The following is an 18,603-nucleotide window of genomic DNA, read 5'->3' as shown; positions in this document are numbered from 1 at the left end:
GCGATGACATACCAGATCAAAGAAATTTTTTACACCCTGCAGGGCGAAGGCTCGAATGCAGGCCGCCCCGCCGTGTTCTGCCGTTTTGCGGGCTGCAACCTCTGGACCGGCCGCGAGCAGGACCGCGCCAACGCCGTCTGCCAGTTTTGCGACACCGACTTTGTGGGCACCGACGGCACGCTGGGCGGCAAGTTCAAGACCGCGCAGGCGCTGGCCGAGCGCATTGCCGCGCAGTGGCCCGATACCGATGCGGCGAACCGCTTTGTGGTGCTGACCGGTGGTGAGCCGCTGCTGCAGGTGGACACTGCGCTGATTGATGCGCTGCATGCGCAGGGCTTTGCGATTGCGGTGGAAACCAATGGCACGATTGCGGCGCCCGAGGGCATCGACTGGATCTGCGTGAGCCCCAAGGCCGGCTCCACCTGGGTGCAACGCAGCGGGCACGAGCTCAAGCTGGTATGGCCTCAGCCCGGCATCACGCTGGCCGACTGCGAGGCGGCGGACTTTACCCACCGCTACCTGCAACCCATGGACAACATCCTGCGGGCCGACAACACGCGGGCCTGCATTGCCCAGTGCCTGGAGCGCCCGCAGTGGCGCCTGTCCCTGCAAACCCACAAGATCACAGGCATCCGATGACCCAAGCACCGTCTATCCCCATTCCCCGCCGCTGCGAGGTGAGCCAGAAGTTTTTCTTTGACGCCGCCCACACGCTCAAGCGCACGCTGGACGACGCGGAGGAGGTCGCCGGCAGCCGCCGCATCCACGGCCACACCTACCATGCTGAAGTCACCGTGGCTGGCAATGCCGACGAAGACACCGGCATGGTGATGGACCTGGCCCACCTGCGCCACGCCATCGCGGTGCTGCGCCCGTGCCTGGACCACCACCTGCTGGACGAAGTGGAGGGCCTGGGCCCCGCCACGCTGGAAAACCTGGCCGCCTTCATCTGGCGCGCCATGGCGGTGGAGTTCTCCGGCCTGTGGCAGGTGCGCGTCTGGCGCGAAGGCATTGGCGACAGCTGCACGCTGCGCGCCTGATGTGCCATGTGACGCCATAGGGGCTATGCGCCGCTTGGTATAGAGATTGCTGCGCCGCGTACTATGCTTACCCGCATGAAAGCCTACCGCGCCTCCCTCTTGTGGTTTGCCCCCGATGCCCCGGGGCAGGCCCTTTTTGAAACCGATGGCCTGCTCGTCGTCGGCCCCAACGCCCAGGGCACCCAGGTGGTGCAAGCCATTGGCGCCTACAGCGCCATCGCGCCGCAGTACCCGCAGGTGGCCGTGCAGCACTTCCCGGGCCGCATCATCGCGCCGGGGTTTATCGACCTGCACATCCACTACCCGCAGACCAATGTCATCGGTTCGCCCGCACCCGGCCTGCTGCCCTGGCTGGAAAACTACACCTTTCCAGAAGAAAAACGCTTTGCAGCCCCTGAATACAGTGCGCAAGCAGCTACTTTTTTTGTAGCAGAGCTGTTGCGCAACGGCGTCACCAGCGCGCTCACTTTTGCCACCTCGCACCCTGAATCGGTCAATGCCTTGTTTGCCGAGGCCCAGGCCCAGCGCCTGCGCCTGATTACCGGCCTGTGCCTTATGGACCGCCATGCGCCTGCCGATCTGCTGAACCAGGGCCAGGGCAGCGTGAGCGGCACCGAGCAGAGCCTGCGCGACACCGAGGCGCTGATCCAGCGCTGGCACGGCGTGGACCGGCTGGGCTACGCCATCACCCCGCGCTTTGCCCCCACCAGCACCGAGGCCCAGCTGCGCGGCGCGGGCGAGCTGGCCAAGCAATACGCGGCTGTGTGGATCCAGAGCCACGTGGCTGAGAACAAGGACGAGATCACCTGGGCGCGCGAGCTGTTCCCGGCGTCCCGCAGTTACCTGGCCACCTACGACGACTTTGGCCTGATGCGCGACCGCGCCATCTACGCCCACTGCATCCACTTTGACGACGACGACCGTGCCTTGATGCGTGACACTGGCGCGGCTGCGGCCGTCAGCCCCACGAGCAACCTGTTTCTAGGCAGCGGCTTTTTCGACTACGAGGGCGCCAACCGTGTGGGCTACCACTACGGTCTGGCCAGCGATGTGGGTGGCGGCACGTCGTTCAGCCCCTTCCACACCATGCTGGCCGCCTACTACGTGGGCCGCGAGGGGCAAACCAAACCCGGCCTCTCGCTCTCGCCCCAGCACCTGTGGTGGCAGCACACGGCGGGCGCGGCCGCGGCCCTGGGGCTGGGCGGCGTGGTGGGCAACCTGCAACCCGGCTGCGAGGCCGACTTTGTCGTCATCAACCCCCAGGCCACGCCCCTGCTGGCCCGCAAGACGGCGCTGGCGTCCAACCTGGACGAGTTGCTGTTCTCGCTGATCGTGCTGGGCGACGACCGCCTCATTGAGCACACCATCATTTCTCAAGCCCTGTGAGACGCGAGCCCATCCCAAGGAACCCATGACCGCGACAGAAGCGTCCGCGCCGTTGACACGGCTACAGTTTTTTATGGTGATCGTCGCGCTGGCCTGCGGCGGTTTCGCCATCGGCACCGGCGAATTCGCCATCATGGGCCTGCTGCCCGATGTGGCCAGCACCTTTGCAGTGACGACCCCGCAGGCTGGCTACGTCATCAGCGCCTATGCCCTGGGCGTGGTGGTGGGCGCACCGCTGATAGCGATTGCAGGCGCCAAGTCCTCGCGCCGCACGCTGCTGCTTATCCTCATGGCGGTCTTCACCCTTGGCAACCTTGCCAGCGCGCTGGCGCCGGGTTTTCTGAGCTTCATCGTGCTGCGCTTTCTTTCGGGCCTGCCGCACGGGGCCTACTTTGGGGTGTCCGCGTTGGTCGCCGCGTCCCTGGTCCCGTTGGACATGCGGGCCCGCACAGTGGGTTACGTCATGCTGGGGCTGACCGGCGCAACACTGGCCGGTACGCCGGTCATGGCGCTCTTTGGCCAGTACCTCAGTTGGCGCGTCATGTTCCTCTCGGTCGGACTGATCAGCGCGCTGACCGTGACGCTCATCTGGATCTACCTGCCACGTGACAAGCCCGCCGAGGGCGCCAGCGTGGTGCGAGAACTGGTGGCGTTCACCCACCCGCAGGTGTTGCTGACACTCACATTGGCCGCCACTGGCTTTGGCGGCATGTTCTCTATCTTCTCCTACATCGCCAGCACGGCCACCGAGGTGGCGCACATGCCAACGGGAATGATTCCTGTGATCATGGTGCTGTTCGGCATCGGCATGAACGTGGGCAATGTGGTGGGCTCCAAACTGGCGGACATCGCGCTGATGGGGACGATAGGTGGCATGCTGGTCTTCAACATCGTGGTGATGACGCTGTTCAGCCTCACCGCTGCCTCGCCTTGGATGCTGTGCACGTCGGTGTTTCTGATTGGGTGCACCTTTGCAGCGGGCCCGGCCGTTCAGACGCGGTTGATGGACGTGGCGTCGGACGGCCAGACGCTGGCGGCCGCGTCGATGCACTCGGCCTTCAATATCGCCAACGCCCTGGGCGCCTGGCTGGGCGGTCTGGCCATTGCGTTTGGCTACGGCTATGCCGCCACTGGCTATGTGGGTGCCGTTCTGTCTTTCATTGGCTTGTTTGTGTTCGGGGCGTCTGTCATGTTGGAACGACGCGGTAGCAGCCCAAATTCTCAACTCGGATCGTTTACGTCTATTCGGCCGCAATGATTGGGTTGGGAACGGTTGGGTTGAGCTTCTGATTTTCGGCGGAGGACATCCAAAGAATCACCTGAACGGGACAGCTAATCCGTGTATTGACGGACAGAATCGCTGTGGAAGCGAACATGAGAACTTTCATCATTGAGCTATCCAGTCCATGCTATGTCCAACAATTAGGTCGATATAAACTCATCTTATTTGGAGAGATTTAGCATGAAGGTCACCATCGTAGTTGGCGGGGTATTTCTCGCACTATTGCCAGCAATCTACGGGATGGAACTTGCGCTTAAAACCAAAAATCCTTTGGGTTATCTACTGCTAGTTTTGTGGATTCCATATTTTGCATGGCTAACCGGCAAGCTACACGCCAAGAAAATCGTCGATAAAAACATTTCGAGGATTGGGGGTGTTTTGGCTGTGTGTGCTTTCGCGTTTGGCTTCTATCAACGATATTCGTAGTAAGAAATGGGTTTGCCATGGGCTCACATGTCCAGGTGAATAGTGCTTATGCCGCAAGCGCTGCTCACGCGCTTCCGTCGCTCCCAACCCAGCTGGCGGACCGACCACTTAAGCTATCGTCTCACCCTATTCGCTAGCGTTGCTTTGGGTTGTCCGCTTTGGAGAGCAATGGAGGTCGGCTATCAGTCTGTAGACGCCTGAAACCCGACGACTCCGATCCAGATTGTCGATTTGTGCTCACCTTCACGGATAAGGCTCTCCTAGTTGAGAAGAATGGACGTGATGGGCTGTTTGGAAAACATGTTGGAGCGGTGGGAACATACAAACGGATTTCTAGCAAACGGCCAATATTTGGCGAACATCAGTAGGACTTGCTATGAAGATGTCCGTATTTATATCGAACGTCAATGTTGGTCTAGAGTTTGCTGAATGAACGCAATTGGCCTGTTGCTGTCTTGGCCGAGGGCAGAAGTGGCCCCTAGCACATGATGTCCATAACGGTCCGAAGCAGACGCCTGCAACGCGTTTCTCATTGTGTTCACCCGTACTTTAATCAGACAACATGATAAAAATATTTGTATGTATTCTTGTTTTAACACTATCCGTTTTCGGCGGCTTTGCAACCGCGAAAGCGTCACCATTGGAATGGTGGGCAGAGGAGCCGGTTACCTTGACGATAAATGGCCAATCCATGGGTTTTTCCAATCTGCTGGGTGTTCAACAAGTCGACGACCGAATTTGCGCGATTCATTACATGAGATTTATGGGTGACGAGACAGCGCATTTGTTTCGGGGAAAAAAGCTGTTTGGGCGAAGTGAGCTTGTCAAAGTCCGCAGAATTCGTGGCGATATGAATGAGTCTCCAAAGATGGAGTTGTATACAGGCGTTACGGGCATTGCGCAGAGACTGTACGTAGGTGGAAGTGATGAGCCGAGGTTGCTTTTTTTATCCCCAGCGACTGTTCCCCTACAGACGCGTCAATCCATCGAGCTTTCCTCGGAATGCGCAGAATAGATTTTTCCTCCTATCGCGATTGCGCGCTGTGGCTCGATCTGAGAGGTCGATTTTTCATAATGCCCCCATTCCCACCATTAAATTCCGCGTTTTCACACAGCCTCAGTCTGTAGACGTCTGAGCTATGCGGCGGAAGCGGCCTTTCACTCAATGAGTTATTGCACAGATGTTTGATAGCTACTTTTTGCCTTTGTGCGCCATTCTTGCTACCGTTGTGGCGGTCATCTTATTTGCGATTTATAACAAACGCGGTCAACGTGACAGTCGATTCGACAGAGCATTCAAGCAGTTTCTTGCAACATCAATTCGTTCGGAAAACCCAAGGTACTCGTTCGATGGCCGTAGCGCGAATATTGTTCATAGAGAACTGGACCGGAGCAACGGAGAAAGTACAACCTACGCGCTGACCATTTACGCCCGAAATGAAAGTGGTGAATATTTCAGCTTCAAATCAGATGGCGAGAATCCCTTGGTAAGACATATGGAACATCGCATCGCCAAAATAGTTTTAAAGAGCAGATATTTAGCTTAAATGCTCGCCATCAGTCTGTTGACGCTTCAGCGACACGGCGGAAGTGAACTTTCAATCTTCGTGCGCAGGATTTCAACTTGGACGAGCCGTTGTTTTCCCTGATAGTCTTGGGATACGACCGATTCCATTGATAAACCGCACGCCCCTAGCCTGAACCAGCACATCCATGAAAAACCTTCCCTTGCTCCACTGGCATTCGATGTTCATGGGGGTGGCGCTGCTGGCGTCAGGCCGCTCCAAGGACGCACGCAAGCGCAATGGCGCCTGCATCGTCAGCCCGGACAACAAGATTTCCGGCGTGGGTTACAACGGCCTGCCGCGCGGCTGTGACGACAATGACGAACAGTATTGGCAGGACGACGACACCGACCCGCTGAACTCGCGCCATAGCTACATCGTCCATGCCGAGCAAAACGCCATCCTCAACTGCACCACGCTGCCGCTGCACGGTTCGACCATCTACGCCACCCAGTACCCCTGCCCCAAGTGCGTGCAGTCCATCATCCAGGTCGGCATCAAGCGCGTGGTCTATCTGGAGAAAAAGGCGCACCAGGAGCGCGTCAACGGGGCGTCCGAAAAAATGCTGGCCGATGCCGGCGTCGAGATCGCATCCCTGCAGGAACTGCACCCCGAGTCCGCCGACTGGTCGGGCGAACTGGCCCAGTTCATAGAAAACTCGACGGATAAAAAGACCACATCGTGACATTGCCAAAGGCCTGTGGGCCTAACCAGACTAGTTTGCGGTCACTTACAAAACGCCTTCAGACAAGCCGCGGTCAATAGACTTCCTTTTCTCCTACAGCACGTCGGCCGTTTGGCTGATGGTGGCGGGGAGGCCGGCTCCATAGGATTCAGTCAGGTTCTAGACCTCGCACTGTCAATAGGAGCTCAACATGGCAGCCACTGAAACATCTACCGGTTTTTCGTCTACCGCTGTGGAGGGCAGCTTGGCGCATTCCTGTCGGTATTGGCCCTGCGAACTCCTGTCAGCGTTCATGCTGCAAATGGCGGCCAAGGGTCAGTGTGTGAATGAATCCATGATGCTGGGCAGCCGTGCATACGCGGTGGGCACGCTTGCGCATGCCCAAACCCTGAACGACGACGGTCTGCGCGAACTGGCGGTGCGTATGGGGACCTATTTTGACGATGAGCCTTGCCATGCCGTGGCCGCGCTGGTTGCGGCATCGCAGCACCACTGAGCGCTGACCGTTTGCCTGCACTGCAGTACAGTGGCGCAGACGTTGGCGTATCTGCCAGCACCCCCTTGCGCTCTACAGGACGAGATCAGTATGAAATGGGAAGGTAACCGCCAATCGGACAACGTGGAAGACCGCCGCAGCGGTGAAGGCGGTTTCAGCGGTGGCGGCCTGGGCGGTTTGCTCGGCGGCCTGCTGGGCAGCCGGTTGGGCGTGGGCACCATCGTCGTGGCGCTCTTGGGCGGCTGGGCGCTGGGTATCAACCCGCTCACCATCCTGGGCATGCTCAGTGGCGACGGCGGCCCCGCACCCATGGTGCAGCAAGCCCCAGCCCAGCGCCCACCAGCGGACGACCGCATGGCCCAATTTGTGTCCACCGTGCTGGCCGATACCGAAGACGTGTGGACCGAGGTTTTCAAAAAGGGCGGGGCGGATTACCAAAAGCCCAAGCTGGTGCTGTTCCGCGGCGCCACGTCTACCGCCTGCGGCCAGGGCCAGAGCGCCATGGGTCCGTTTTACTGCCCGGCGGACCAAAAGGTCTACATCGACCTGGGTTTTTACGAAACCTTACAAAAACAACTGGGTGCGCCAGGTGACTTTGCCCAGGCCTATGTGATTGCCCACGAGGTGGGCCACCATGTGCAAAACCTGCTGGGCATCAGTGAAAAGGTGCAGCAGGCGCGCAGCCGCGCCAGCGCGGCCGAGTCCAACGCCCTGAGCGTGCGCCTGGAGCTGCAGGCCGACTGCCTGGCCGGCGTATGGGCCCACCACGCCGACAACGCCCGCCAGTTGCTGGAAAAAGGCGATGTGGAAGAGGCCATGAACGCCGCAGCCAAGATTGGCGACGACGCCTTGCAGCGCGGCAGCGGCCACGCCGTGGTGCCCGAGAGCTTTACCCACGGCACCAGCGCCCAGCGCCAGCGCTGGTTCGACAAGGGCCTGAAAACGGGCACCGTCAAGGCCTGTGACACCTTCTCCAGCCGATCGCTGTAGCCTCCCCGCTCCGGGGAAATTGCCGTTTCACGGGAGTGGGGGATAATACGGGGTTGCCCCCGGCGTCGGGGCGCAATCAGCTATCGGATGGATAGCACCCTTTATGGCTATGCCTGACCGACTTGACTACTGAACAGACTCCCACCCCCGCACCGTCCAACGAGCTGACGGCGGACACCCCCATCATGGCGTTTGCCCAGCTGCAGCTGGCCGCACCGATTGCCCGTGCCGTGGCCGAAATGGGCTACGAAACCATGACGCCCATCCAGGCGCAGGCCATTCCCGTGGTGCTGACCGGCCAGGACGTCATGGGCGCTGCCCAGACCGGTACCGGTAAAACCGCCGCATTCGCGCTGCCCCTGCTGCAGCGCATGATGAAGCACGAAAACCCCTCCACATCCCCCGCCCGCCACCCCGTGCGCGCGCTGGTGCTGTTGCCCACGCGGGAACTGGCCGACCAGGTGGCCCAGCAGGTCAAGCTGTACGCCAAGTACACCAACCTGCGCAGCGCCGTGGTGTTTGGCGGCATGGACATGAAGCCCCAGACCCTGGAGCTGAAAAAAGGCGTGGAAGTGCTGGTAGCCACCCCCGGCCGTCTGCTGGACCACATCGAAGCCAAGAACGCCGTGCTCAACCAGGTGGAGTACGTGGTGCTGGACGAAGCCGACCGCATGCTGGACATCGGCTTTCTGCCAGACCTGCAACGCATCCTGTCCTACCTGCCCAAGCAGCGCACCACGCTCTTGTTCAGCGCCACCTTCTCGCCCGAGATCAAGCGCCTGGCCAACAGCTACCTGCAAAACCCCGTCACCATCGAAGTGGCCCGCTCCAACGCCACGGCGTCTACGGTCGAGCAGCACTTCTACAGCGTGGGCGAAGACAACAAGCGCCACGCCCTGCACCAGATCCTGAAGACCCGCGGAATGAAGCAGGCCTTTGTGTTTGTGAACAGCAAGCTGGGCTGCGCCCGTCTGGCCCGTTCGCTGGAGCGCGAAGGCCTGAAGACTGCCGCCCTGCATGGCGACAAGAGCCAGGACGAGCGCCTGAAGGCGCTGGAATCGTTCAAAAAGGGCGAAGTGGACTTGCTGGTGTGTACCGATGTGGCCGCCCGCGGCCTGGACATCAAGGACGTGCCCGCAGTGTTCAACTTCGACATTCCCTTCAACGCGGAAGACTATGTGCACCGCATTGGCCGCACCGGCCGCGCTGGCGCCTCCGGCCTGGCCGTGACCTTTGTGGGCGGTGGCAATGATGCCCGCCTGCTGGCCGACATCGAGAAGCTGATCAAAACCAAGATCGAACTCGAAGCGGTGGAGTTTGAAGAAGACCAACCCGACATTCGAAAGCAAGGTCGCATCAACGATGGCCGCCGCATGTACCACGAAGACGGCAGTGCGGTGACCGACAACGGCCGCAGTGGCGGACGCGGCGAGGGCCGTGCCCCGCGTGACGATGGCGACCGTGTGCGCGTACCCCGCGCCCCGCGCAACGACTACAACCGCCCGGTGCAAGTCTCGCGTGACCCGTTCTTCGACAAGCCCTACGAGCCCACCGCGGCTGCGCCCGAGGCTGCACCATCGTGGGAAGCCACGGCGCGCACTGCCACGCGCAGCATCTCGGCCAACATCAAGCCCAAGCGCAAGGTGGCGGCGCTGTTCAAGGCAAATTAAGCCTCATTCCCCCGGCTTTTGTGACTGCTCGCAGTGCACCTGCAGCAGCTCAGTGCGCCAGGGCGTGTCCGCTACGCCAGGCTCCACGCGCAGCGCGCTCAGGCAGCCGCCCCACACACAGCCCGTGTCCAGCGCCAGCACGTCGGGCCGGCCCAGCCAGCCCAGCGTAGACCAGTGGCCAAACGCCACCGTCACCGTCACATCCGTCGTCAGACGCCCGGGCACCGCGTACCAGGGCAGGTAGCCGGCAGGCGCCTGGTCGGCTGCGCCGGAGGTGGCGAACTCCATGGCGCCTTCGGGTGTACAAAAGCGCATACGCGTCAGCGCGTTCACGATCACGCGCAGCCGCTCTATGCCGGTCAGGTCGTCACTCCACTGCTCGGGCGCATTGCCATACATGGCGTGGAAGAAGGCGCCCACATCGTCCGAGCGCAGCACGGCCTCTACCTCCGCCGCAAGTGCTATGGTTTTGGTAGCTGTCCACGCAGGTAATACGCCGGCGTGCACCATTAAAAGGTCTGAACCACCCACGCGCTCTAGCATCGCCATGCGTTGTTGGCGCAGCCAGTCCAGCAGGGCGGGGCGGTCGGGGGCGGCCAGCAGGTCGTCCAGCGTGTCGTGGCGGCCGGGCTTGCGTGCACCATGGGCCACGGCCAGCAAGTGCAGGTCGTGGTTGCCCAGCAGGCAGTGGGCGGACGCGCCGTAGCCCATCAGGCGGCGCAGCACCGCGGCCGAGTCGGGCCCGCGGTTCACCAGGTCTCCCAGCAGATACAGCGTGTCGCGGCTGGGGGAGAAGTCGATCAGTCGGGTGAGCTGGTCCAGGGCGGCGTCGCAGCCCTGCACATCACCGATAAGGTACATTGCCATGGTCTCGATTCTCGCTTGGGTTCCATGGATTTTTTGCTGATCATTGTTCTGACCTTGTTGAACGGCGCTTTCGCCATGTCAGAGCTGGCGCTCACCGCCAGTCGCAAAGTGCGGCTGCACACCATGGCCGATGCCGGCGACAAGGGGGCCAAGGCCGCCCTGACGCTGATGGACAACCCCACGCAGTTTCTCTCGTCCGTGCAGGTGGGCATCACCTCCATCGGCATGCTCAACGGCATCGTGGGCGAGGCCGCATTCAGCGACGGCGTGGCCCACTGGCTGGACGCTACCTTGCCCATCTCGCACCGCGCAGCGGAGATATCGGCCACCGCGCTGGTGGTCACCATCATCACCTTTGTCACCATTTTGTTTGGCGAGCTGGTGCCCAAGCGCATTGGTCAGCTCTACCCCGAGACCGTGGCGCGCATCATGTCGCGCCCCATGACCTGGGTGGCCACCGGGGCCAAGCCCTTTGTGCGCCTGCTGTCCATGTGCACCCACGGCATGCTCAAGCTGTTGCGCATTGACACCACCGACACCCGTGCCGTCACCGAAGCCGAAATCTCTGCCAGCCTGGAAGAGGGCGTAGACGCCGGCATCATCGAAGAGCACGAACACCAGATGGTGCGCAACGTGTTTCGCCTGGATGACCGGCATCTGACCTCCATGATGCTGCCACGCACCGACATCGCCTGGCTGGAGGCAGATTCCACAGTGGAGCAAGCCCTGTCACTGGCCAGTGGCGGTGGCGGCAAGGGTGCGCATTCTTGGTACCCGGTTTGCAGAGGGTCTTTGGACGATGTGGCCGGTGTGGTTAGTGTGGCGCGCTTGTTGGAGCGCGGTATACGCTATCCCTACAGCATTGGCGCACTGGTGGAGCCCGCCGTGTTTGTGCCCGAAACGCTGAGCGGCATGGAGCTGATCGAGCAATTCCGCGTCAAGTCGGCGCGCATGGTGTTTGTGGTGGACGAATACGGTGTGGTGCAGGGCCTGATCACCCCGCACGACCTGCTGGAAGCCATCACCGGCGAACTGCAGCCCGACGCGCAAACCGAAGCCTGGGCCACGCTGCAGGACGACGGCACCTGGGTGCTGGACGGCCTGATGCCCGTGGGCGAGCTGAAAGCCCGGCTAGAGATTGACGACGAGCTGCCCGACGAAGAGCGTGGCCGCTACAACACGCTGGCGGGTTTGCTCATGGCCGTGTCGGGCAACCTGCCTGCGCAGGGCGAGCGAATCATCTGCGCGCAGTGGGCGTTTGAGGTGCTGCTGCTGGAAGGCCACCGCATCGACAAAGTGCAGGCCCGCCGCACCCTGGGCGAGGCCTGAGCTACATGCGCCCGGTGAGCTTGTAGGCCACTAGGCCCAGCAGCTCGTGCAGCGCCAGCTGCCAGTTCGTCGCACCACCCGCCATCGAAAAGTCCAGCCAGTCGCTGCTGTCCCCGGTGCGAAAGTCCACCGGGTAGGCCGTCACATTCCAACCTGCCTTGGTAAACGTGGCCATGGAGCGCGGCATGTGCCACGCGGAGGTAACCAGCAACCAGCGCTGCGTGGGGTCTACGCCCGGCAGCTGCGCGGTCAGCACCGCGTTTTCATAGGTGTTGCGGGAGGCCGATTCGTACTGCACCAGCGGCCCGCTCACGCCCATGCTGTCAAAGAACATCTTGGCGCGCTCGGCTTCACTCTGGCCAACGCCCATCAGTGATCCTTCGCCACCGGTGTACAGCATGCGCAGCTTGGGGTTGCTGCGCAGCGCAGCCACGGGGGCCGTCATGCGCTCTGCCGCGTCGTTGAACATGGGTTGCACATGCGCCATCTGCGTGCGGCCCGACTCGGTGGCCCCGCCCAACACCACCATACCGGCGTAGCCGCTCAAGTCGGCCTGCGGGGCCAGTTCAGGGTATTGGGCCTCCAGCTGGCGAATGATCAGCTCGGGCAGTGGCTGCCAGGCGGTCAGCACCATCAGTACCAGCGCCAGGCCCAGCAGGCGCTTGCCAGTGCGCGGGCGGCGCTTCAGCACCAGCAGGCTCAGCACCATCAACACAAACACCCACAGCAGCGGCTGGGACAAAAGGCCAAGAAGTTTGGAAGCAATGAACATGAAGAAGGGGAATGGATAGGGCGGTTATTTGGTGTCGTCCGGCATGGGGCGCGCTTGCTGCATGGCGCCCTCTACCGATTGTTTGACCTGTTGCTGGATCTGTTGGCTTTGCTGCTGCGGGGTGGCACCTGGCGTGGCCCCGGGTACCACGGCGGTGGTACCGCCCAGCTGTTTCTTGGCCAGCACGCCCACGATGGCCAGAACGACCAGCAAACTGACGATTCCAAAGAGTGCACGCATAGGGTCTCCAATCGAGGGCGGAGCCGCATTTTGACCGATGACCAGCCGCACCGTGGCAAGATGGGCGCTATTTTGAAATGTGTGGGAGAACCATGGCGCGCATTCTTGTCGTTGACGACGACGCAGACCTGCTGAAGTCCCTGTCCATGCGCCTGCGCTACGAGGGGCACGACGTCACCTCGGCCGACGGTGGCCCCATGGCGCTCGCCAAGCTCGACCTTGAAGTGCCCCACATGGTCATCACCGACCTGCGCATGCCCGAGATGGACGGCCTGCAGCTGTTCGAGGCCATCCACCGCCGCTTCCCGCTCATGCCCGTGGTCATCCTCACGGCCAACGGCACCATCCCCGATGCCGTGCGCGCCATGCAAAAAGGCGTGTTCGGCTACATCACCAAACCGTTTGAAGGCGCCGCGCTCATGCGCGAGGTGGACCGTGCCCTGGCCATCTCCAGCGCGCTGGGGGCCGACATGCCGGGCGACGGTCCGGGCGAGAGCTGGCGCGAAGCCATCATCACCCGCAGCCCGCGCATGGAGAAGCTGCTGGCCGAAGCCCGCCGCATGGCGCAGAGCGATGCCTCGGTGCTCATCCACGGCGAGAGCGGCACTGGCAAAGAGCTGCTGGCCCGCGCCGTGCACGCCTCCAGCACGCGGGCGGACGAAGCCTTTGTGGCCGTGAACTGCGGCGCCATCCCTGAGAACCTGGTGGAGGCCGAGCTGTTTGGCCATGTCAAAGGTGCGTTCACCGGCGCCGTGCGCGACAACCCCGGCATGTTCACCAGCGCCCACAAGGGCACCATTTTTCTGGACGAAATTGCCGACCTGCCGCTGGCCATGCAAGTCAAGCTGCTGCGCGTGCTGCAAGAGCGCGAGGTGCGCCCCGTGGGCGCCAGCAAGCCGCACAAGGTGGACGTGCGCGTCATCTCCGCATCGCACCGCACGCTGGCGGCCGAGGTGGCCGCCGGCACCTTCCGCGAAGACCTGTACTACCGCCTCAACGTGGTGAGCCTCACGCTGCCGCCGCTGGCGGATAGACGAGAAGACATCCCGCTCTTGGCCAACTACTTTTTGCAAAGCCTGGCACTGCGCTACGCCAAGCCTGTGAACACCTTTGCGCCCGGCGGGCTGGAGCAGCTCAGCGTGGCGCCCTGGCCCGGCAATGTGCGGCAGCTGCAAAACGTGGTGGAAAAGTGCGTGGTGATGAGCACGGGCGCCGTCATCCCCGCCACGCTGGTGCAAAGCGCCATCAGCACCCAGGGGCCCGAGCTGCTCTCGCTGGACGAGGCGCGCAAAGAGTTTGAGCGCGACTACCTCACCAGCCTGCTCAAGATCACCAACGGCAACGTTGCCCAGGCCGCCAAGCTGGCCCAGCGCAACCGCACCGACTTTTATGCGCTCATGGCCCGCCACCAGCTGGAGCCCGCGCAGTTCAAAAACTGAGCCTGCGGGCCGGCCCAAACTGTCGGCAAACGCCGACACCCTAAGTTGTTGATTTCATTGGAGTTTTGTTTTGGGGCACAGGGCCGTGTCGGCGTTTGCCGACAAACCACCACCCCCGTTTTTCGCTAAGTGGTTGATTTCATTGAAGAAAAGTTTTGGCACGCTTCGTGGGTAGTAGTGCGGGTCTTATTCAACAAGTACCCCAAGGTAAACACCATGAACTCCGAACAAATCAACCTCGTCCAGGCATCCTTTGAAGAGGTGCGCCCCATCGCCGCCACCGCGGCCGAGCTGTTTTACGACCGCCTCTTCACGCTGGACCCCTCGCTCAAGCACCTGTTCAAGGGCGACATGCCCAACCAGGGCCGCATGCTCATGTCCATGATCGGCTCTGCCGTGCACGGCCTGAAGGACCTGGACAACCTGGCCCCCGTGCTGCGCAGCCTGGGCGCCCGCCACGTGGGCTACGGCGTGCGTGAAGAACACTATGTGACCGTGGGCACCGCCCTGCTGTGGACGCTGAGCGCCGGCCTGGGCGAGAAGTTCACCCCCGAAGTGCGCGAAGCCTGGACCGCTGCCTACGGCCTGCTGGCCGATGTGATGCAGTTTGGCGCGCTGGAAGCGGAGCGCATCAAGCGGCATCAGGAGAGCGCTGCGGCATGCGCATAAGTTTTGCGGGATCGGCACTAGGAGTCTGATGCTCTGGGGATGAGGATCCCCGGACGAGCGTGTCTCGAATTACTTCCGGGTATGTCTAACGCGCGGTCAATGATTGACGCTGCGTGAGCGCCTGTGCAAGCTTGTATTTACATTGCGATACAAATTGCTTTATGCTTCTCCAATTGGCCGGCGGACAAAACAACAGATACGGCTAAAAAGGGAGAAAAATGAATTGGTCTGAAATTGGCAAATGGGCGCTTGCCGTATTGGGCGTTATTGTTGCTGGAGGCTTTGTCTTCAAAATTGCGGTAAACCGCAAGTCCTCAAGTGTTGTGCAGATCGGCAATACTGCAGGCGGCGATATCGTCGCTGGCGACAAAAAAACAAACTCGCATAACAAGCGGTAGCGCTAATGTCAGTCGTCCAAATCGGCAACGATGCTGATGGTGACATTATTGGTGGCTCAAAGTACGTATACGTTACGCAGCCAACGTCACTTTCACGCCTGTACCAGATACTCCGGGATGCCGAACAAGCCTCATCGCATAAGTCCACAATTGCAGAAGTGCTTAGGCACTATTGCGCGCCAACAACCACGGACGTTCGTGGTCTTGAGGTAAAGTTAAATGAAAGCGGACGCGTAGACTTGCTTGCGGAAGCCGTCTTTTGGAAGCAGCGCGCTGCGATGTTGATCATGCAATGGCAAACATCGCCTGTGACGCACGACATCATCACTCACATCCTCTCTAGAATTCACGCTGAGTTCACTCTTCACATAAGACCCGCGATCGAGAGTGGACAGCCGCGCAGCGAAGTTGATCGACTGATTAGTGAAAAGGTTATTGCGCCGACCAATGAAATGCTCGGTGAGAACGACCTTCAAATTACATATCATGACCTTCTTGGCATGCTGTACTACCTTGGTGGAAATTGCCACATCAGGTGGGACAAATGCTGATCTACCACCCCGCCTTCGATGCATATCACTGCATACACCGCCTAATCGCCATCACGCATACCAATAGAGAGATTGAATTCTCCAAGCTGAGAATTCTTGATTTCTATCTTTGCTTTCCAGCAGAAGTAGCAAGTATTGAGCTCCCACAGGCACATCAGAAATACCGTGTCAGTGCACGCGAAGTGAAAAATAAATTCCGAGGCCCCGTGAATCCGCTAAGGACATTTCGGGACATGGAAACTATCCATCATGCCGCCACACGCCTATTGGTGGCCTCCAAAGTATTCGACTCTGGAAAGTTAGACGCTGGCACCGTTTCTAGAACTAGCTGGGAAGAGCCCGCGACACTGAAGCTAGCAGTAGATGTATTGCCGTCTGTTTCTATCGAACTTACCAAATATATTTTGACGCAACTGAGTGCACTCCCTCTCGGTGGCGTAGGTGGACTCAAACAGCGAACCGGGCTAATGGAATATCGATATGACGCGATTTGACCCCACTCTTATTGTCAATGAATTGCGTGTATTCAAGGACGGGTATGTAGTTCTTGAAGAGACTTTTCACGTAGGACTCAACGTGGTCAAAGGGCATAACAGCTCAGGAAAAACGACCACGCTTGATTTTCTCGCCTTCGGTCTTGGAGCGGAAGAGATCCCCTGGAAGAAAGAAGCGTTGTTGTGTGATTCCGTTGTCCTCGAAGTTTCGCTAAACGGCCAACGTGTGACGTTAAAACGTGAGATCAGTCTAGATCGATTTCGGCCAATGCATATCTTCTGGGGGCCCCTGCTTGAGGCCTCTGCCTCCGCTCTTGAAGGCTGGGAGTTGTATCCCTTCAAGAGAAGTGAGCATAAGCTTGGGTTTACTCAGAGTCTGTTGCTCGCGTTAGGTATGCCGGAGGCACAAGGTGATGGTGTATCAAATCTGACAATGCACCAGTTTCTACGTGTAATGTATGCAGACCAACCATCGCTACACAATCCCATTTTCAGACACGATACTTGGGATAGTCAATTGACACGCGAGACCGTCGGCAACTACATCTCAGGGGTGTACGACGATAAGCTCTATTCAGCGCAACTCCGTAAGCGGGACCTGGACAAGGAGCTGGCTGGGGCTGAGGCAGAACTCAAGAGTATCTTCACTGTCTTAGCGAAATCACAGCAGCATGTCGGACTTGAGTTTTTTGGACAGCAAATCTTAGAGGCTGAAAGACGCCAAGAGGTGTTGCGAGCTGAAATTGTTCGTTTAAAGGCAGAGCGTACCGTTCAGCACGATCAAAAGCGGCAAAGCGAAGAAGCTCCGATTCGCGCCAGTCTAGATAGTGCTAAACGTAAGCTTACAGGCGTGTTGGACGAAGTAGCGAAAAAAGAGGCAGAGCTTGCAGACACAAAAGCCTTCGTGGCTGAGATTGAGTCTCGACTTCTGAGTCTTGAGGAATCGGAATCTACACGCAAATATTTTGGCGGACTGACCTTTCAACTATGCCCATGCTGCCTTTCCGAAGTTAAGCCAATTTCGGATGCGCAGGAGGTCTGTTCTCTTTGCAAAAACCCCCTCAGCGGCGCATCTGCAGACGCGCAATTGCTACGCATGAAGAATGAATTGCGCTTGCAACTGAAGGAGTCTTTGTCAATTGTCAAAAGGCGTGAAGACGAAACTAGTCATCTTCGAGGTGTTCTACCCGCGCTACGTCAGGATCTTCGTAGGTTGGAGAAAAGATATAGTCAGGCCGCCGACTCGTGGTCAAGTGAACTTGAAGTTGCACTAGAGGCTGCAGTCAGAGAAGCCGGAGCACTAGACCACGAAATCAAAAGCCTCTATGAAAACCAACGACTCGCGAGTGTCATTAAGGAACTCCAAAGAAAACGAGACGAACTAAAGCACGAGATCGATAATCTCAATTTGATGATTGGCACACTTGAGGATGCTCAGGACAAGCGCAAACGAGATGTGGCATTGGAAATTTCCACGACACTTGGGCGTCTGCTTCGAAAAGACCTCTACCGACAAGCTGAATTCAAAACTGCAGAAAGTGTTCACTTTAGCTTTAGCGAAAATCGCATTGCGGTCGACGGATCTGACCGATTTTCCGAGAGTTCCACGGTCGTGCTACGGCACCTGTTCCACGTTGCACTCTTAAGTGCTTCCACCAAGATTAGTGCTATGCGCTTTCCTCGATTTCTAATGCTAGACGGTATTGAAGATGGGGGTATGGAGCTCCCCCGCTCTCATTTGCTCCAACGAATCATCGCGGAGGAATGTGCTACTTATGAAGTCGAGTATCAAATCATCATGGCGACATCGCAAATCGCTTCCGAGCTTGATAGCGAAAAGTTTGTAGTCGGTCGAGCGTTCACGGAGGATGACCGCTCTATTCGAATCTAGTCACGATCTGACTCGGCTATCACTTTATTACCCAATTTCTCCACCAGCTTCTGCGCTTCATTAAAGCGAGAAACGATGACTGAGTCTGTGAATAGTGTTGCCTTGCGCCGCACTTTCTTGATGCCGTCAAAGTGTGGTGCTCCCTTGAGCAGCCAAAAAAAACCCGCAATGCCAATAGGCATGCGGGTTTTTGGCTATTTTTTTCGAGGGCGCGTAGCCCTGTACAAAAATGTGATTTGGTGCCGGAGAGATGAATCGAACACCCGACCTTCTCATTACGAATGAGATTGAATGGATAGTTGATGAAAGTCAGGGTAAGTCGATGCCAGTTAAATCAACGACTTACAGCTATTTTACTTGAATCGAGTGTTGCCAATTGGCTTCAGTTCTCATAGTCGTTGTGCCAAGGCTGT

Annotated in this window: 22 protein-coding genes and 1 tRNA gene; 18 read left to right on the top strand and 5 right to left on the bottom strand. The window is 59.2% G+C overall.

Annotated elements, in window-relative coordinates; translation table 11 throughout:
* Positions 1-3: 3 nt before the first annotated feature.
* The 11 genes from queE to AC1DZ5_RS00865 all read left to right on the top strand — a co-directional run bounded on the left by queE (position 4) and on the right by AC1DZ5_RS00865 (position 9,540).
* Positions 4-639, top strand: a complete 636-nt coding sequence (queE, locus tag AC1DZ5_RS00915) for a 7-carboxy-7-deazaguanine synthase (protein WP_477885109.1) — start codon at positions 4-6, stop codon at positions 637-639.
* Positions 636-1,040, top strand: a complete 405-nt coding sequence (locus AC1DZ5_RS00910; RefSeq protein ID WP_477885107.1) for a 6-carboxytetrahydropterin synthase — start codon at positions 636-638, stop codon at positions 1,038-1,040. Before queE ends, AC1DZ5_RS00910 begins: the two co-directional genes overlap by 4 nt.
* A gap of 75 nt (positions 1,041-1,115) precedes the next feature.
* Positions 1,116-2,426, top strand: coding sequence for a guanine deaminase (guaD, locus tag AC1DZ5_RS00905; protein ID WP_477885105.1), 1,311 nt, complete (start codon positions 1,116-1,118; stop codon positions 2,424-2,426).
* A 25-nt stretch (positions 2,427-2,451) separates the two neighbouring features.
* Complete coding sequence (locus tag AC1DZ5_RS00900) at positions 2,452-3,684, top strand: MFS transporter (RefSeq protein ID WP_477885103.1); 1,233 nt, start codon at positions 2,452-2,454, stop codon at positions 3,682-3,684.
* A gap of 204 nt (positions 3,685-3,888) precedes the next feature.
* Positions 3,889-4,134 (top strand): hypothetical protein, encoded by a 246-nt coding sequence (locus AC1DZ5_RS00895; protein WP_477885101.1) that lies wholly within the window; start codon positions 3,889-3,891, stop codon positions 4,132-4,134.
* A 562-nt stretch (positions 4,135-4,696) separates the two neighbouring features.
* Positions 4,697-5,149 carry a hypothetical protein gene (locus tag AC1DZ5_RS00890; protein ID WP_477885099.1) on the top strand — a complete coding sequence of 151 codons (453 nt, stop codon included), beginning with the start codon at positions 4,697-4,699 and terminating at the stop codon, positions 5,147-5,149.
* A 166-nt stretch (positions 5,150-5,315) separates the two neighbouring features.
* Positions 5,316-5,681, top strand: a complete 366-nt coding sequence (locus tag AC1DZ5_RS00885) for a hypothetical protein (RefSeq protein ID WP_477885097.1) — start codon at positions 5,316-5,318, stop codon at positions 5,679-5,681.
* Positions 5,682-5,847: 166 nt separating this feature from the next.
* Positions 5,848-6,384: a deoxycytidylate deaminase gene (locus AC1DZ5_RS00880; protein ID WP_477885095.1), complete on the top strand. Its 537-nt coding sequence runs from the start codon at positions 5,848-5,850 to the stop codon at positions 6,382-6,384.
* 190 nt (positions 6,385-6,574) lie between these two features.
* The gene (locus AC1DZ5_RS00875; RefSeq protein ID WP_477885093.1) at positions 6,575-6,880 is read left to right on the top strand and encodes a hypothetical protein; all 306 of its coding nucleotides are present in this window, start codon (positions 6,575-6,577) and stop codon (positions 6,878-6,880) included.
* Between the two features lie 90 nt (positions 6,881-6,970).
* Entirely contained in the window at positions 6,971-7,870 is a 900-nt protein-coding gene (ypfJ, locus tag AC1DZ5_RS00870) for a KPN_02809 family neutral zinc metallopeptidase (RefSeq protein WP_477885091.1), read from the top strand.
* Positions 7,871-8,055: 185 nt separating this feature from the next.
* A complete protein-coding gene (locus AC1DZ5_RS00865; protein WP_477885770.1) occupies positions 8,056-9,540 on the top strand; it encodes a DEAD/DEAH box helicase in 1,485 nt (494 codons plus the stop codon).
* Positions 9,541-9,543: 3 nt separating this feature from the next.
* On the opposite strand, the gene AC1DZ5_RS00860 is transcribed toward AC1DZ5_RS00865, so the two are convergent.
* Positions 9,544-10,407 (bottom strand): symmetrical bis(5'-nucleosyl)-tetraphosphatase, encoded by an 864-nt coding sequence (locus AC1DZ5_RS00860; protein ID WP_477885089.1) that lies wholly within the window; start codon positions 10,405-10,407, stop codon positions 9,544-9,546.
* Between the two features lie 24 nt (positions 10,408-10,431).
* On the opposite strand from AC1DZ5_RS00860, the gene AC1DZ5_RS00855 reads away from it, so the two are divergent.
* Positions 10,432-11,736 carry a hemolysin family protein gene (locus tag AC1DZ5_RS00855; RefSeq protein WP_477885087.1) on the top strand — a complete coding sequence of 435 codons (1,305 nt, stop codon included), beginning with the start codon at positions 10,432-10,434 and terminating at the stop codon, positions 11,734-11,736.
* 1 nt (position 11,737) lies between these two features.
* Here the strand turns inward: AC1DZ5_RS00855 and AC1DZ5_RS00850 are convergent, their stop codons facing one another.
* A complete protein-coding gene (locus AC1DZ5_RS00850; RefSeq protein WP_477885085.1) occupies positions 11,738-12,478 on the bottom strand; it encodes a YdcF family protein in 741 nt (246 codons plus the stop codon).
* A 54-nt stretch (positions 12,479-12,532) separates the two neighbouring features.
* Positions 12,533-12,748, bottom strand: coding sequence for a hypothetical protein (locus AC1DZ5_RS00845; RefSeq protein WP_310344444.1), 216 nt, complete (start codon positions 12,746-12,748; stop codon positions 12,533-12,535).
* 92 nt (positions 12,749-12,840) lie between these two features.
* Here AC1DZ5_RS00845 and AC1DZ5_RS00840 point away from each other — a divergent pair, with 92 nt between their 5' ends.
* From AC1DZ5_RS00840 to AC1DZ5_RS00815, 6 genes are all read left to right on the top strand, one after another.
* Entirely contained in the window at positions 12,841-14,187 is a 1,347-nt protein-coding gene (locus tag AC1DZ5_RS00840; protein ID WP_477885082.1) for a sigma 54-interacting transcriptional regulator, read from the top strand.
* 216 nt (positions 14,188-14,403) lie between these two features.
* A complete protein-coding gene (locus tag AC1DZ5_RS00835) occupies positions 14,404-14,856 on the top strand; it encodes a globin family protein (protein WP_477885080.1) in 453 nt (150 codons plus the stop codon).
* 218 nt (positions 14,857-15,074) lie between these two features.
* Positions 15,075-15,254, top strand: coding sequence for a hypothetical protein (locus AC1DZ5_RS00830; RefSeq protein ID WP_477885078.1), 180 nt, complete (start codon positions 15,075-15,077; stop codon positions 15,252-15,254).
* Between the two features lie 5 nt (positions 15,255-15,259).
* Positions 15,260-15,805 carry an ABC-three component system protein gene (locus tag AC1DZ5_RS00825; protein WP_477885076.1) on the top strand — a complete coding sequence of 182 codons (546 nt, stop codon included), beginning with the start codon at positions 15,260-15,262 and terminating at the stop codon, positions 15,803-15,805.
* Complete coding sequence (locus tag AC1DZ5_RS00820; RefSeq protein ID WP_477885074.1) at positions 15,799-16,299, top strand: ABC-three component system middle component 5; 501 nt, start codon at positions 15,799-15,801, stop codon at positions 16,297-16,299. The genes AC1DZ5_RS00825 and AC1DZ5_RS00820 overlap by 7 nt, the downstream gene beginning before the upstream one ends.
* The gene (locus tag AC1DZ5_RS00815; RefSeq protein WP_477885072.1) at positions 16,286-18,190 is read left to right on the top strand and encodes an AAA family ATPase; all 1,905 of its coding nucleotides are present in this window, start codon (positions 16,286-16,288) and stop codon (positions 18,188-18,190) included. Before AC1DZ5_RS00820 ends, AC1DZ5_RS00815 begins: the two co-directional genes overlap by 14 nt.
* On the opposite strand, the gene AC1DZ5_RS00810 is transcribed toward AC1DZ5_RS00815, so the two are convergent.
* On the bottom strand, positions 18,187-18,372 hold the full coding sequence (locus tag AC1DZ5_RS00810) for a hypothetical protein (protein WP_477885070.1): 186 nt from the start codon (positions 18,370-18,372) through the stop codon (positions 18,187-18,189). The genes AC1DZ5_RS00815 and AC1DZ5_RS00810 overlap by 4 nt on opposite strands.
* 55 nt (positions 18,373-18,427) lie before the next feature.
* Positions 18,428-18,539, bottom strand: a tRNA-Ser gene (locus AC1DZ5_RS00805).
* Positions 18,540-18,603: the final 64 nt, after the last annotated feature.

It is taken from the genome of Rhodoferax sp. P1_F3 (assembly GCF_056405715.1).
Note: the sequence above shows the minus strand (reverse complement) of the source record. Positions and strands in the feature narration are given on the sequence as shown.

Coding starts and splice junctions, on each gene's coding strand:
- queE (WP_477885109.1), top strand. CDS start 4: ATGACATACCAGATCAAAGAAATTTTTTACACCCTGCAGGGCGAAGGC.
- AC1DZ5_RS00910 (WP_477885107.1), top strand. CDS start 636: ATGACCCAAGCACCGTCTATCCCCATTCCCCGCCGCTGCGAGGTGAGC.
- guaD (WP_477885105.1), top strand. CDS start 1,116: ATGAAAGCCTACCGCGCCTCCCTCTTGTGGTTTGCCCCCGATGCCCCG.
- AC1DZ5_RS00900 (WP_477885103.1), top strand. CDS start 2,452: ATGACCGCGACAGAAGCGTCCGCGCCGTTGACACGGCTACAGTTTTTT.
- AC1DZ5_RS00895 (WP_477885101.1), top strand. CDS start 3,889: ATGAAGGTCACCATCGTAGTTGGCGGGGTATTTCTCGCACTATTGCCA.
- AC1DZ5_RS00890 (WP_477885099.1), top strand. CDS start 4,697: ATGATAAAAATATTTGTATGTATTCTTGTTTTAACACTATCCGTTTTC.
- AC1DZ5_RS00885 (WP_477885097.1), top strand. CDS start 5,316: ATGTTTGATAGCTACTTTTTGCCTTTGTGCGCCATTCTTGCTACCGTT.
- AC1DZ5_RS00880 (WP_477885095.1), top strand. CDS start 5,848: ATGAAAAACCTTCCCTTGCTCCACTGGCATTCGATGTTCATGGGGGTG.
- AC1DZ5_RS00875 (WP_477885093.1), top strand. CDS start 6,575: ATGGCAGCCACTGAAACATCTACCGGTTTTTCGTCTACCGCTGTGGAG.
- ypfJ (WP_477885091.1), top strand. CDS start 6,971: ATGAAATGGGAAGGTAACCGCCAATCGGACAACGTGGAAGACCGCCGC.
- AC1DZ5_RS00865 (WP_477885770.1), top strand. CDS start 8,056: ATGGCGTTTGCCCAGCTGCAGCTGGCCGCACCGATTGCCCGTGCCGTG.
- AC1DZ5_RS00860 (WP_477885089.1), bottom strand. CDS start 10,407: ATGGCAATGTACCTTATCGGTGATGTGCAGGGCTGCGACGCCGCCCTG.
- AC1DZ5_RS00855 (WP_477885087.1), top strand. CDS start 10,432: ATGGATTTTTTGCTGATCATTGTTCTGACCTTGTTGAACGGCGCTTTC.
- AC1DZ5_RS00845 (WP_310344444.1), bottom strand. CDS start 12,748: ATGCGTGCACTCTTTGGAATCGTCAGTTTGCTGGTCGTTCTGGCCATC.
- AC1DZ5_RS00840 (WP_477885082.1), top strand. CDS start 12,841: ATGGCGCGCATTCTTGTCGTTGACGACGACGCAGACCTGCTGAAGTCC.
- AC1DZ5_RS00835 (WP_477885080.1), top strand. CDS start 14,404: ATGAACTCCGAACAAATCAACCTCGTCCAGGCATCCTTTGAAGAGGTG.
- AC1DZ5_RS00830 (WP_477885078.1), top strand. CDS start 15,075: ATGAATTGGTCTGAAATTGGCAAATGGGCGCTTGCCGTATTGGGCGTT.
- AC1DZ5_RS00825 (WP_477885076.1), top strand. CDS start 15,260: ATGTCAGTCGTCCAAATCGGCAACGATGCTGATGGTGACATTATTGGT.
- AC1DZ5_RS00820 (WP_477885074.1), top strand. CDS start 15,799: ATGCTGATCTACCACCCCGCCTTCGATGCATATCACTGCATACACCGC.
- AC1DZ5_RS00815 (WP_477885072.1), top strand. CDS start 16,286: ATGACGCGATTTGACCCCACTCTTATTGTCAATGAATTGCGTGTATTC.
- AC1DZ5_RS00810 (WP_477885070.1), bottom strand. CDS start 18,372: ATGCCTATTGGCATTGCGGGTTTTTTTTGGCTGCTCAAGGGAGCACCA.